Annotated in this window: 16 protein-coding genes and 1 riboswitch; of the genes, 9 read left to right on the top strand and 7 right to left on the bottom strand. The window is 64.5% G+C overall.

Translation table 11 applies throughout. The features are described from left to right. Nucleotides 1–67: 67 nt before the first annotated feature. The 7 genes from pal to FVD38_RS02905 form a co-directional block, all read right to left on the bottom strand. Complete coding sequence (gene pal, locus FVD38_RS02935; RefSeq protein WP_123068696.1) at nt 68–592, bottom strand: peptidoglycan-associated lipoprotein Pal; 525 nt, start codon at nt 590–592, stop codon at nt 68–70. 34 nt (nt 593–626) lie between these two features. Then, nucleotides 627–1,898, bottom strand: a complete 1,272-nt coding sequence (gene tolB, locus FVD38_RS02930; protein WP_147933458.1) for a Tol-Pal system beta propeller repeat protein TolB — start codon at nt 1,896–1,898, stop codon at nt 627–629. 31 nt (nt 1,899–1,929) lie between these two features. Beyond that, on the bottom strand, nt 1,930–2,916 hold the full coding sequence (tolA, locus tag FVD38_RS02925; RefSeq protein ID WP_147933457.1) for a cell envelope integrity protein TolA: 987 nt from the start codon (nt 2,914–2,916) through the stop codon (nt 1,930–1,932). Nucleotides 2,917–2,926: 10 nt separating this feature from the next. Then, on the bottom strand, nt 2,927–3,358 hold the full coding sequence (locus FVD38_RS02920) for a biopolymer transporter ExbD (RefSeq protein ID WP_123068693.1): 432 nt from the start codon (nt 3,356–3,358) through the stop codon (nt 2,927–2,929). A gap of 30 nt (nt 3,359–3,388) precedes the next feature. Then, on the bottom strand, nt 3,389–4,072 hold the full coding sequence (tolQ, locus tag FVD38_RS02915; protein WP_147933456.1) for a protein TolQ: 684 nt from the start codon (nt 4,070–4,072) through the stop codon (nt 3,389–3,391). Between the two features lie 20 nt (nt 4,073–4,092). Continuing rightward, on the bottom strand, nt 4,093–4,497 hold the full coding sequence (gene ybgC / locus FVD38_RS02910) for a tol-pal system-associated acyl-CoA thioesterase (RefSeq protein ID WP_147933455.1): 405 nt from the start codon (nt 4,495–4,497) through the stop codon (nt 4,093–4,095). A 237-nt stretch (nt 4,498–4,734) separates the two neighbouring features. Then, nucleotides 4,735–5,481 carry an SDR family oxidoreductase gene (locus FVD38_RS02905; RefSeq protein WP_147933454.1) on the bottom strand — a complete coding sequence of 249 codons (747 nt, stop codon included), beginning with the start codon at nt 5,479–5,481 and terminating at the stop codon, nt 4,735–4,737. A 169-nt stretch (nt 5,482–5,650) separates the two neighbouring features. Beyond that, a riboswitch (ZMP/ZTP riboswitch) is annotated at nt 5,651–5,770 on the top strand. Between the two features lie 109 nt (nt 5,771–5,879). Between FVD38_RS02905 and glyA the strand changes: the two genes are divergently transcribed. The 9 genes from glyA (at nt 5,880) to FVD38_RS02860 (ending at nt 12,727) form a co-directional block, all read left to right on the top strand. Continuing rightward, nucleotides 5,880–7,127: a serine hydroxymethyltransferase gene (gene glyA / locus FVD38_RS02900; RefSeq protein WP_147933453.1), complete on the top strand. Its 1,248-nt coding sequence runs from the start codon at nt 5,880–5,882 to the stop codon at nt 7,125–7,127. Nucleotides 7,128–7,194: 67 nt separating this feature from the next. Further along, nucleotides 7,195–7,662: a transcriptional regulator NrdR gene (nrdR, locus tag FVD38_RS02895; protein ID WP_123068688.1), complete on the top strand. Its 468-nt coding sequence runs from the start codon at nt 7,195–7,197 to the stop codon at nt 7,660–7,662. A 110-nt stretch (nt 7,663–7,772) separates the two neighbouring features. After that, nucleotides 7,773–8,309: a type IV pilus modification protein PilV gene (gene pilV / locus FVD38_RS02890; protein ID WP_147933452.1), complete on the top strand. Its 537-nt coding sequence runs from the start codon at nt 7,773–7,775 to the stop codon at nt 8,307–8,309. Continuing rightward, nucleotides 8,306–9,244, top strand: coding sequence for a PilW family protein (locus tag FVD38_RS02885; RefSeq protein ID WP_147933451.1), 939 nt, complete (start codon nt 8,306–8,308; stop codon nt 9,242–9,244). Before pilV ends, FVD38_RS02885 begins: the two co-directional genes overlap by 4 nt. Before the next feature lie 7 nt (nt 9,245–9,251). After that, nucleotides 9,252–9,923 (top strand): pilus assembly PilX family protein, encoded by a 672-nt coding sequence (locus tag FVD38_RS02880; RefSeq protein ID WP_229493373.1) that lies wholly within the window; start codon nt 9,252–9,254, stop codon nt 9,921–9,923. Further along, the gene (locus FVD38_RS02875) at nt 9,920–10,372 is read left to right on the top strand and encodes a type IV pilin protein (protein WP_147933450.1); all 453 of its coding nucleotides are present in this window, start codon (nt 9,920–9,922) and stop codon (nt 10,370–10,372) included. Before FVD38_RS02880 ends, FVD38_RS02875 begins: the two co-directional genes overlap by 4 nt. A gap of 8 nt (nt 10,373–10,380) precedes the next feature. After that, on the top strand, nt 10,381–10,938 hold the full coding sequence (locus FVD38_RS02870) for a GspH/FimT family pseudopilin (protein WP_229493371.1): 558 nt from the start codon (nt 10,381–10,383) through the stop codon (nt 10,936–10,938). Nucleotides 10,939–10,947: 9 nt separating this feature from the next. Continuing rightward, on the top strand, nt 10,948–12,069 hold the full coding sequence (gene ribD, locus FVD38_RS02865; RefSeq protein ID WP_229493369.1) for a bifunctional diaminohydroxyphosphoribosylaminopyrimidine deaminase/5-amino-6-(5-phosphoribosylamino)uracil reductase RibD: 1,122 nt from the start codon (nt 10,948–10,950) through the stop codon (nt 12,067–12,069). Nucleotides 12,070–12,100: 31 nt separating this feature from the next. Next, nucleotides 12,101–12,727, top strand: a complete 627-nt coding sequence (locus tag FVD38_RS02860) for a riboflavin synthase (protein ID WP_147933448.1) — start codon at nt 12,101–12,103, stop codon at nt 12,725–12,727. Nucleotides 12,728–12,729: the final 2 nt, after the last annotated feature.

Below are 12,729 nucleotides of genomic sequence, written 5' to 3'. Positions count from 1 at the left end.
AAACGGGGCGGGTAGCAGTCTGCACTGCGTCCCGCCCCGTGTCAATCGGCTGAATCAGCCGTATTGATTACTGGTAAACGATGTCAGCGCGGCGGTTTTCAGCCCAGGCTTCTTCGTTGCTGCCGGTTGCTTTTGGCTTTTCTTCGCCCAGCGAGACGGCTTCCATCTGACCTTCCGACACGCCCAGCGATGCCATCGAGCGACGGACGGCTTCAGCACGCTTCTGGCCCAGGGCCAGGTTGTACTCGGTGCCGCCGCGTTCGTCGGTGTTGCCTTGGATCAGGACTTTACGCGAGGTGTTCTTGGTCAGGTAGCCCGAGTGGTTCTGCACCACTGGCTGGCCGTCGGCGCGGACCACGAAGCTGTCGTAGTCGAAGTAGACGCTACGGTTGGCCAGGACGCCTTTTGGATCGTTCAGTGGATCGACGGTGCCGGTTTCCACTGGGCGGATGTCACGTGCGTCAGCAACTGGTGCTGCTGGCTCTGGCGACTTTTCAACGACTGGGGTTTCTTCCAGTTTGGTTGGCGACGAGCAAGCGGCCAGCAGGGCGGCAGCGGAAGCGATGAAGGCGAGACTCTTGAAGTTGCGCATGGATTTTCTCCTGTTCTGGTTAAGGTTTTACTTCTTACTTCATGAAAGGACCCCAGCTGGGCTCCCGAATGTTTCCCGCTTTGGTCGTCAAGCGTTGCTTGACCCGTCCATCCACAGACACCACTGCAAGCGAGACGCGCCCGCCGCCCTTGGTTGCATACATGATGTACTTGCCGTTAGGCGAAAAACTCGGTTCGGTGGCCCCATCGGCCAGGCGAAGTTCCCGGCCGCTTGCCAGGTCCATCGCGTATAAGGAGAAAGCGCCGCCGCGCTGCGAAATCCAGGCCAGCGTCTTGCCGTCGGACGACACGCGTGGGCTGATGTTGTAGTTGCCGTTGAACGTCACGCGGGTGGCGTTGCCGCCCGAGACGCTCATCTTGTAGATCTGAGGACCGCCGCTGCGGTCGCTCGTGAAGTAAATGGTCTGGCCGTCGGCCGAGAACTGCGGCTCGGTATCGATGCCGGGATTATTGGTCAGGCGGCGATGGCCGCTGCCGCTCGAATTGACGGTATAGATTTCCGTATTGCCGTCCTGCGACAGGGCGACAGCCAGGGTCGAGCCATCCGGCGACCAGGAAGGCGCGGAGTTATTGCCCTTCTGGTTGGAGATCACGTTGCGGCGGCCGGTCATCAGGTCTTGCAGATAGACCACCGGCTTGCGGTTTTCCATCGACACGTAGGCGACCTTCATGCCGTCCGGCGACCAGGCCGGCGAAATGATCGGTTCCTTGCCCTGGGTGGCGATGATCTCGTTCTCGCCGTCGGCGTCGGCCACGGCCAGCGCGAAGCGGCTCGCCGCGCGGTCTTCCTTCACATACGCGATGCGGGTCGAGAAGATGCCGCGCACGCCGGTCAGCTTTTCATAGACGTCGTCGGCGATGCGGTGGGCCTGCAGGCGGGTGTAGCGGGGCTGGACTTCGCCGCCCAGTTGCGAGATTTCGCCGCCCTTGACGGTGTCGAGCAGCTTGTAGCGGATCGCGAAGCGGCCGTCCGGCTGGCGCGCCACGCTGCCGACCACGAGCGCGTCTGCGCCACTGGCCTTGAATGCACTCAGGTTCACCTGGCCGGCGTCGGCATCGCTGATCACCTGGCCGGCGTCGATGACCTTGAACACGCCGCTACGCTCGAGGTCGGCGCGGATAACGGCCGAGACTTTATCGGGGGCGACGGATTCGTCGGCAAAAGCAGCGATGGCCACCGGGATCTGGTTGCTGCCAACGCCAGCGATTTCGATCTGGATCTGCGCATTGGCTGTTGTCCCGATCGCCAGGGAAACGCTGAACAGCAAAATGTGAAGTTTTTTCATGGTGTCTCTAGTAAAACTGGTTCGAACCGAATCAATCGTAATCTTTCATCGAGAAATTCACGTCAAGCGTACGCTCCACGGTCCCGTCCTTCTTCTTGGGAAGTGGAGATGCTTTCTTGATACCATTTTCCACTGCTCTGTCAAATTCTGGCACACCGCTGCTTTTCACGAGGCGCACCGACATGATTTCGCCAGTTGGCAACTGCTCCACCCGGAAGGTGGCGCGTGGATTGCCGCCCACATCGGTATTGCCCGGATACGCCGTCGCGCTCTTGATCGCGGCCGTGATCGCGGCGATATAACCGCCATCGCTGCGCGGACCGGTCGATTTCGCGGCGGTTCCGCCACTACCCATGGCGCCTGCCATGCGTTGCATTTCTTCCTTGCGCAGCTTGTCGAGTCGGGCGTCTTCCGCCTTGGCGGCAGCCAGGTCTTTTTTCTTCTTCTCGGCAGCAGCGGCGTCGGCCTTTTTCTTATCAGCGAGTTCTTTCTTCTTGCGCTCGGCGTCCTCGAGTTTCTTCTTCTCAGCTTCGTCGCGTTTTATCTTCTCGGCTTCGTCGCGCTTTTTCTGTTCCGCTTCCTCAAGCTTCTTTTTCTTCTGCTCGGCCTCGGCTTCCTTGCGCTTCTTGTCCTCAGCAGCAGCCTTCTTCGCTTCTTCTTCCTTGCGCTTCTTTTCCTCGCGCAGCGCGATCTCAGGATCCGGCGTCGGCGCAGGGCGTTCCACCGCCGGCTCCGGTGGAGGAGGCGGCGGCGGCGGTTCCGGCGCAGGTTCGGGCTGCGGCTCGGGTTCCGGCGCCGGCTCGGGCGGCAATTCGGGCGCCGCGGCGGTCTGCACCGACATATCCCACACCTCGGCCTCGACCGATACCGGATTGACCTTCTGCCAGCTCACGCCGATCGCCAGGAAGGCCAGCAGCGCCGCGTGCACCGCCACCGCCAGCAGGAACGATGGCAGTGGTTTCGGTTCTGGCGGCACGTAGTAGGGCGAGCCGTCGTTGGCTGACTTCTTTGCGGTCATATCTTCGGCGTCACTGGGTGGCCAGGCCGACCCGGTTGATGCCCATCTTCTTGGCTTCCGAAATCAGCTGGATCACGTCGTCGTATTTGCTGTCGCGGTCACCTGCAATCAGGACCGGAAAGTCCGGATTCTCTTCGTGCAGCGCGCGCAGGCGTTGCAGCAGGGCGGAGCGGTCGGCCACTTCGTCCTGGGCGACCTTGACCTTGCCGTGCACGCCGATCGACAGCTTGTTGCCCGGCTCGATGGAAATCTGGATATACGTGTCCGGCGGCAGCGCGGATTTCTCGGCGCGCGGCAGATTGACGACGCTCGGCGCTTCATTCGCAGGCACCGCCATGAAAATGATGAGCAGCACCAGCATCACGTCGATATACGGCACGACGTTGATCTCGGCTTTGAACTTGCGGCGACGTCCGCCGCGCATGCTGCTGGAAAATGACATCCCGATGCTCTCCCGGTTCTCGTGGGCGGATCAGCGCGACTGGCGCTGAAGGATGTTCGAGAATTCTTCGACGAAGCTCTCGAAGCGGTTCGCCAGGCGGTCGATGTCGTGGGTGAAGCGGTTGTACGCGACCACGGCAGGGATTGCGGCGAACAGGCCGATCGCGGTCGCGATCAGCGCTTCGGCGATGCCGGGAGCGACCACCGCCAGGGTGGCTTGCTCGACGCTGGCCAGGCCGCGGAACGAGTTCATGATGCCCCACACGGTGCCCAGCAGGCCGATGTACGGCGAGACCGAACCGACCGAGGCCAGGAAGTTCAGGTGCGAATCGAGGGTGTCGAGTTCACGCTGGAACGAGGCGCGCATGGCGCGGCGGGCGCCGTCGAGCACCGAGTTCATGTCCAGGGCTTCGCGCGACGCCTGCTTGCCCTTGATGAATTCGCCCATGCCGGCTTCGAAGATGCGGGCCAGGGGGCCGCTCTGGTCGCGCTGGCTGCTGGCGCTCTGGTGCAGGGTGTGCAGGTTGCCGCCGGCCCAGAAGCTGCGCTCGAACTGTTCGGTCTGCGCGCGTGCGGCGCGGATCGCGAAGATCTTACGGAAAATATAAGTCCAGCTCACTATCGACAGCAACAGCAGCAATGCCATGATCAGCTGCACCAGGATATGGGCATTGGCGATCAGGGAGACAAACGAAAGGTCGTGGGTTGCAGTCATGGCTCAACTTATATGATTTTTCAGGCGGCACGCATTTTAGCAGCCACGTCGTCGGGCAGGGAGCGGGGGCGAGTGGTTCTTACGTCAACACAGCCGATTTTTACGTTGGCCGAATTGAGCAGCACCTCGCCGCGCCATGCTTCCTGGAGAAACTGAATCGAAGCGCCGCCCACTTTTGCCACGCTGGTGCGGATGCTCAGTTCATCGTCGAGACGGGCGGCCCAGCGGTAATCGAGGGTCATGCTCCTGACGACGAAGGCCGTATGGTCGGCGTCGATCAGTGCTTGTTGTTCGATCCCGAGCGCGCGCAAAAACTCGGTACGGCCACGCTCGAAGAACTTCAGGTAGTTGGCATGATAGACAATGCCTCCGGCGTCGGTATCTTCGTAATAAACCCTGACTGGCCAGTTGTACACTGAAGGCATTCTTTGTTGCCGAATTAATGAAAACGGGAAATATTTTACGCGACTTTCCACTTTAATATGTACGCTAACGTACGTTGAAAGTGGAAAAGTTTTACGTGCTGATAGCACGGGGTCGTGCTTTTGAGCAGTAGTAGACTTGAAACGTAGTTAAAAGACCAATCACTGTAACACTTTCTCACAAATGATAGGTGTGGGATTGGTTTTCATGGCTAGCTACGGGGGGACATGTAGGGGCGATTAACCCCGGCGCACGGCAAACGGCGAAAATCCCTGGCACGTCGGCATCAGCTCGATGCTGTTGACATTGACGTGCGGCGGCAGCGTCGCGATCCAGAAGGCGGTGTCGGCGATGTCCTTCGCGGTCAGCGGTTGCGTGCCTTCGTAGACCTTGGCCGCGGCGTCGTCGTCGCCCTTGAAGCGCACGTTCGAGAATTCGGTGCCACCGCACAGGCCCGGCGCGATATTGGTGGCGCGCACGCCGGTCCCGACCAGGTCGGCGCGCAGGTTCAGCGTGAACTGCTCGACGAAGGCTTTAGTTGCGCCATACACATTGCCACCTGGGTAAGGGTAGTGGCCGGCCACCGAGCCGATATTGATCACCAGGCCGCTTCCGCGCGCCACCATGTCCGGCAGCATGGCGCGGGTCATGGTCACCAGGCCCTGGCAATTCGTCGCGATCATGGTGTCCCAGTCTTCCAGCGGCACTTCGTAGGCCGGCGCCGTGTTCAGCGCCAGGCCGGCATTGTTCACCAGCACGTCGATCTGTTTCCATTCGGGCGGCAGGCCCGACAGTGCGGCCTCGATCGAGGCGCGGCTGGTGACGTCCAGGGTCACGGCCAGGGCGCTGTCGCCCAGTTCGCGCGCCAGGTCGGCGATGCGGTCGGTGCGGCGCGCGGCCAGGACGACGCGGTGGCCGTGGGAGACGAAAGTGCGCGCCATTTCGGCGCCGAAGCCGGCCGATGCGCCGGTAATGAAGACGTTCATGATGGGTCCTTGGATGGCAACAGGGTGACAGGCGAGAGAGGCAAGGCGCACTGCCGAACCGTAAAATTGTAGCCGAAACGACCATGAGTCCGCTGGGGGCCGCGCTTTCTCGGCCGGCACAGCGGTTTCCTTGCCCTACGATGGGGAGTTCAGTACAATTTGGAGTCCTTACGTCTCACGTAACTGGCGAAACACCGCGTGTGCGCACCATTCGGATGCACGGCGCGGCAAAGGTGGGTACCCACCGGGGAACGTGAGACGCCATACGCCGTTCGCCTGGGCAGCCATCAACCGGTACGCGTTCGATCGCGGCTGCCTGCGCCCGTGCCTACGGCCCGCCCCGGCTCCCGCCTTCCCATGCCACCAGTTGCCTGGATTACTATCGATTGGAGTTTTACATGTTTGCCAAAGATCATACGCTCGCCAATATCGACCCGGAACTGTGGGATGCAATTCAAAAAGAAAACGTTCGCCAGCAAGACCACATCGAGCTGATCGCCTCCGAGAACTACACCTCGCCAGCCGTGATGGAAGCGCAGGGCTCGCAGCTGACCAACAAGTATGCCGAAGGCTATCCGGGCAAGCGCTACTACGGCGGCTGCGAATACGTCGACGTCGCCGAGCAGCTGGCGATCGACCGCCTGAAGGAACTGTTCGGCGCCGAAGCCGCCAACGTCCAGCCGAACTCGGGTTCGCAAGCCAACCAGGGCGTGTTCTTCGCCATGCTCAAGCCGGGCGACACCATCATGGGCATGTCGCTGGCCGAAGGCGGCCACCTGACCCACGGCATGTCGCTGAACATGTCCGGCAAATGGTTCAACGTCGTCTCGTACGGCCTGACCGCTGAAGAAGACATCGACTACGAAGCGCTCGAAAAGCAGGCGCACGAGCACAAGCCGAAGATGATCATCGCCGGCGCGTCGGCATTCGCCCTGCGCATCGATTTCGAGCGCATCGCCAAGGTCGCCAAGGACGTCGGCGCCTACTTCATGGTCGACATGGCCCACTACGCCGGCCTGATCGCCGCCGGTGAGTACCCGAACCCGGTGCCGTTCGCCGACTTCGTCACCTCGACCACCCACAAATCGCTGCGCGGCCCGCGCGGCGGCATCATCCTGATGAAGGCCGAGCACGAAAAGGCCATCAACTCGGCGATCTTCCCAGGCATCCAGGGCGGTCCGCTGATGCACGTGATCGCCGGTAAGGCCGTCGCGTTCAAGGAAGCGCTGTCGCCGGAGTTCAAGGAATACCAGAAGCAGGTCGTCAAGAATGCCAAGGTGCTCGCAGAAACTTTGATCGCACGCGGCCTGCGCATCGTGTCGGGCCGTACCGAATCGCACGTGATGCTGGTCGACCTGCGCGCCAAGGGCCTCACCGGCAAGGAAGCGGAAGCGATCCTGGGCCAGGCTCACATGACCTGCAACAAGAACGGCATCCCGAATGACCCGCAGAAGCCATTCGTCACCTCGGGCATCCGCCTGGGCAGCCCGGCCTTCACCACCCGCGGCTTCAAGGAAGAAGACGCGGTCACCGTGGGTAACCTGATCGCCGACGTGCTGGACAACCCGCACGACGCCGCGACCATCGAGCGCGTGAAGGGCGAAGTCAAGAAGCTGACCGACAAGTACCCGGTCTACGCGCGTTAATTGCAATTCTCCCGGACCGGTTCGCCGGTCCGGTCGCATCATCCAGCAATACTGCAGCCCCGGCCCCATGAAATGTCCCTTTTGCCAGCATGAAGAAACACAAGTCCTCGATACCCGCGTATCGGAGGAAGGGGACGCCATCCGGCGCCGGCGCCGCTGCGGCAAGTGCGACAAGCGCTTCACCACCTATGAGCGCATCGAGCTGTCGATGCCGATCATCGTCAAGAAGAATGGCAGCCGCACCGAATTCGCATCGAGCAAGCTGCGCGGCAGCCTGATGCTGGCGCTGCGCAAGCGCCCGGTCTCGGCCGAGGCCATCGACGGCGCGGTCGCATCGATCGAGGAAAAGCTGCTCACCAGCGGCCGGCGCGAAGTCGACAGCGTGTATGTCGGCGAACTGGTGATGGAACAGCTCAAGCGGCTCGACAAGATCGCCTATATCCGCTTTGCTTCCGTCTACAAGAATTTCGAGGACCTGGATTCCTTCCAGGCGGCGTTGGCCGAAGTCGGCCACCAGCGCAAGCTCGACAACTGACCTCGTTTCCAAGTTCCTTTTTTTGCCCTGCGCACCCTTGCGGCCACGCATGGGCGCCTGAGCCCTGCCTGATAACTTCTCTGCTCGCACATCGTTAGCGGAGGATAGGCATGCAGGCGCATCTTCCCGGCCGTCCGGGCGGTTTCACCATGATCGAAGTTCTGGTGGCCTTGTTCGTGCTCGCAATCGGCGTGGTCGGCGCCAGCGCGGCGCAACTGGCGGCGCAGCGCACGCGCCAGCACGCGGCGCTGAGCTCCGAAGCGGCGATGCTGGCCACCTCACTGGCAGCACGCATGCAGGCCAACGCCCACGTGGCGAGCCTGCCGGATGGCGCCAACCCTTATTTTCCGCTCGATTACAAGGCGCTCGATGCTGGCCCGCCCGCGGGTGGCGCGCCGTGCTTTGGCGCCGGCGCCTGCGATCCGCTGGCACTGGCCGCCTACGATCTGCGCGAGACGCGCCTGGCGCTGCACCGGGGCTTTCCATCGGGCCGCATCGCGGTCTGCCGCGACGGTGCGCCGTGGGATGCGGAGCATAGCCGCTACCGCTGGGCGTGCAGCGGGGAAGTGACTGCGCCGGTGGCGATCAAGATCGGCTGGCATGGCACCGATGACGGGCCGGGCTACGTGTTGATGGTGGCGCGATGAGGGTCTCCAGTACATTCGGGCGCCAGACCGGTCTGACCATCGCCGAACTGATGGTGGCGATGGCGCTCGGCCTGGCGGTGCTGCTGGCCAGCGGCTCGCTGTTGATTACTAGCGTGCGCGCGCATGCCGCCGTCATGGAGGCATCCGAGATGGACGATAGCGGCCGCTACGCCGTCGATGCGCTGGCGCGCGCCATTCGTCTCGCGGCGCACGTCGACTGGGCGGCGCATCCAACGCTTGACCCGGCAGCGTCGGCGCGGCTGGCGGGCCTGGATGCCAGTTCACTGGAGCGCACCGGCGTCGGCATCGATGCGACTCTGCCTGACGAAGCCAATGGCAGCGACGTGCTGGCCTTGCGCTTTCCCGGCAGCGGTGCGCCGCCGGGTGGCGATGGCGCCACCCTCGATTGCGCGGGCTTTCCCGTTCACCGCGACGAAGACGGCTGGAGCATCTTCTACGTCGCGCGCAATGCCCAGGGCGATGCCGAATTGCGTTGCAAGTACCGGGGCGCTAGCAGCTGGTCGTCGGATGCGGTGGCGGGCCGGGTCGACGGTTTCCAGGTGCTGTACGGCCTGGATGCCGACGGCGACCGCGTTCCCGACCGCTACGTGAATGCGACCGAGCTGGGCGCGCTCGACGCGGCGCTGGTGCTGATCGGCGCCACGCCCGACGAACGCGCGGCTGACTTGCGCAAGCGTACCCACTGGAAACGGGTGGCGCTGGTGCGGGTCGCGCTGCTGCTGCATGGTCCGCCCCTCAACCCCGGGGCGGACGCCAGCGTCGTCTACGACTTGTTCGGGCCAGACCATGGCGCCGCCTTTTCCAGTGGCGACCACGGCACGCGGCTGGTGGGGGCGGTGCTCGATGATGGACGCGAGCCACGCATGCGCAAGGTCTATGGCGCGACCATCGCCTTGCCGGTGGCGCCGGATTGAACGTCGCATGCGCACCTTCTACGCACGGCGGGAAGGCGGCATCGCGCTCCTGACTGCCCTGGTGCTGATGCTGGCGGTGCTCATGACCGGCATCGCGTCCACCCGGGGCGCCATGCAGGGCGCGCGCGCCGCCGCGCACGAACGCGACCGCGTGCTGGCACTCCAGATGGCCGACGCCGCGCTGCTGGATGCGGAGCGCGACATCGAAGGCGGCGCGGAGCCTGGTTCGGCGCGCGCCAATGCGATCGCCGGCGGCAGCGCGGATGCCTTCGTCGCCGGTTGCGGCGGCGGGCGGCCATACAACGGCTTGTGCGCCTACGCGGCCGATCCCGACCAGCTATCCGAACTGCTTGCCGAGGAAGACGGTCCGGCGACCCTGTTCGGCAGCTTTACAGGGTTGAGCATGCCGGACGGCGAGGGCGCGCTGCCGCTCGCGGCGCCGCGCTACCTGATCGAGCTGATGCCGGCGGCGCCCGACGGCCAGCTGTATCGGATCACGGCGCGCGGCGCCGGCAGCATGCCCGGCACCCATGCCGCGCTGCAGGCCTATTACCGCAAGCCGACCGATGGCGCCCCCGGTCGGCGCGTCGGCTGGCGCGAGCTGGGGAACTGGAGTGAAGCGTTCGCAGTGCCTGCTGCCAGCGCGGCTGGCCACCCGACTGGAAAGGACAGGCGATGAGACGCGCCAGCAATGGGTTCACGCTGGTCGAACTGATGGCCGTGCTGGCCATCCTCGCCATCCTGGCCGCGCTCGACTATCCCTCGTATGCGCAGCAGATGGTGAAGGCGCGCCGCATCGAGGCCCAGCTGGCGCTGCTGGACATCATGCAACGCCAGGAGCAATACCGCGCGCTGCACCATTCCTACCTTGCGTTCTCGATCGATACCGACGATGCCGAGACCGGCGAATTCCCGGCCTGGATCGGCAACAGCGCCGCCACCAGCGCCTATGAGCTGGACGGCGACGCCTGTCCCGGCCAGGAGATCGCCCACTGCATCGAGCTGCGCGCCCGACCGGGCACCGCCAATGTCGACGCCGGTTTCGCCGACCCCGACTGCGGCGTCCTGACGCTCGACAGTACCGGCCGGCAAACGGCCAGCGGTCCGTCGGCGCGCTGTTGGCCATGAAGCCAACAATGAGACTGCATCGCTGCGCCGGCCTGTCCCTGGCCGAGCTGGCGGTGGTGCTGGGCATGGTCGCGGTGACGGCCGCGGTGGCCGCCCCCGACCTGCACGCGCTGGTGCGCGGCCAACAACTGCGTACCGCCTCGGGCGACCTGCATGGAGCGATCCAGCTCACCCGTTCTCAGGCGATCGCGCGCAACGAGCGGGTCAAGCTCACGCCCAACGACGAGGCGGGCCGCGACTGGTCGCGCGGCTGGACCGTCTACGTCGACCGCGACGACGACCGCCGTCCGGGGGAGGGCGACGAGATTCTGGCCGTGCGCTCGCCTCTACCGAACGGAATGCAGGTCAGCTATTCCTTCACGAGCCCTGCGCCGCCGCAATACATCGCCTACAATGGCGCGGGACGCAGCTGCAGCGACACCAACAGCGCCGCATCGCGTCTTGGCACGCTGTCGCTATTCCATGGCGGCCAGGTGCGCCGTATTAAAATCAATATGCTCGGGCGCGCACGCCTGTGCAACCCCGCCCGCGAAGACGGGTGCGACGGCGCCGCAGCGCCGCCCTGAAGGAAAGAGATGTCGACAAGCTATAGCGAACTGATCCTGAACGATACCGACGGCATGGCCCTGGCCCTGGACTGGGCGGCGCGCGGCATGTACATCACCGCGCCGAATCCGCGCATCGGTTGCGTGATCGTCAAGGACGGCATCGTGATCGGCGCCGGCCACACCCAGCCCGCCGGCCAGGCGCACGCCGAAATCCAGGCGCTGCGCGACGCCGCCGCGCGCGGCAACGATGTGCGCGGCGCCACCGCCTACGTCACCTTGGAACCGTGCAGCCACCACGGCCGCACGCCGCCATGCTCGGACGCCCTGGTGCAGGCCGGCCTGGGACGGGTAGTGGCGGCCATGGTCGACCCGAATCCGCTGGTGGCCGGCCGCGGCCTGGCCCAGCTCGAAGCCGCCGGCATCGAGGTCAAGGCCGGCGTGCTGGCCGAGGCGGCGCAAGAGCTGAACGTCGGCTTCTTCTCGCGCATGGTGCGCGGCCTGCCGTGGGTACGCCTGAAGGTGGCGGCCAGCCTGGATGGCGCCACCGCGCTAGCCGGTGGCGAAAGCCAGTGGATCACGGGTGAGGCGGCGCGCGCCGACGGCCATGCCTGGCGCGCGCGCGCCAGCGCGATCGTGACCGGCATCGGCACCGTCAAGGCCGACAACCCCCAACTGACCGTACGCGGCGTCGACACGCCGCTGCAGCCGCGCCGCGTGATCGTCGACAGCCGCCTTGAGATCGACCCCGGCGCCCGCATCCTGCAGGGCGAACCATGCTGGATCGTGGCCGCGGTCGAGAACCATGACAAGGCCGCGGCCCTGCAAGCGGCCGGCCATGAAGTGCTCATGCTGCCGAATGCGCGCGGCAAGGTCGACCTGCCGGCGCTGATGCGTGAGCTGGGCCGGCGCGAGATCAACGAGGTGCACGTCGAGGCGGGTTCAAAACTGAACGCCTCGATGGTGCGCGAAGGCTGCGTCGACGAGCTGCTGGCCTACCTGGCGCCAAGCCTCATCGGACCGGGGCAGGGCATGTTCGACCTGCCCGCACTCGAGCGTCTGGCGGACCGCCGACAGTTGCGCTTCCACGATGTGGCGCGCGTGGGCGACGACCTGCGCATCCTGGCCCGGTTCGTCGAACCGGCCGCCTGATACTGAATTTGACTTAACACGAAGGAATCACATGTTTACTGGAATCGTCGCCGCCGTCGGCAACATCACTTCCGTCGCGCCGCTGGCGGGCGGCCTGGACGCCGGCGTGCGCCTGGTCGTCGACGCCGGCCCGCTGCCGCTGGGCGACGTGGCCCTGGGCGACTCGATCGCCATCAACGGCGCCTGCATGACCGTGGTCGAGAAGACCGACAAGGCCTTCACCGTCGACGTCTCGCGCGAAAGCCTGAACAAGACGGTGGGCCTGGAAGCCCAGGGCGAAGTGAACCTGGAAAAGGCACTGACCCTGGCCGAGCGCCTGGGTGGCCACCTGGTCTCGGGCCACGTCGATGGCCTCGGCGTGGTGCATAGCTTCGCGCCGGTCGGCGAATCGTTTGAGCTGATCGTCGACGCACCGCAGGAGCTGGCCAAGTTCCTGGCCTATAAAGGCTCGGTGGTGGTCAATGGCGTGTCGCTCACCGTCAACCGGGTCGAGGACCTCGACGCGGGCGCCAACAAGATCTGCCGTTTCTCGATCAACCTGATCCCGCACACGATCGAGGTCACCACCCTCAAGCATCTGAAGGCCGGTTCGCAGGTCAATCTCGAGATCGACCTGATTGCGCGCTACGTCGAGCGCATGCTGTCGGCCGCGCGCTGATG

Origin of the sequence: Massilia arenae (assembly GCF_008014745.1) — a bacterium.
GTDB classification, from domain to species: domain Bacteria; phylum Pseudomonadota; class Gammaproteobacteria; order Burkholderiales; family Burkholderiaceae_D; genus Telluria; species Telluria arenae.
The sequence above is the reverse complement of the archived record's forward strand: the minus strand, read 5'-3'. Positions and strand labels throughout refer to the sequence as shown.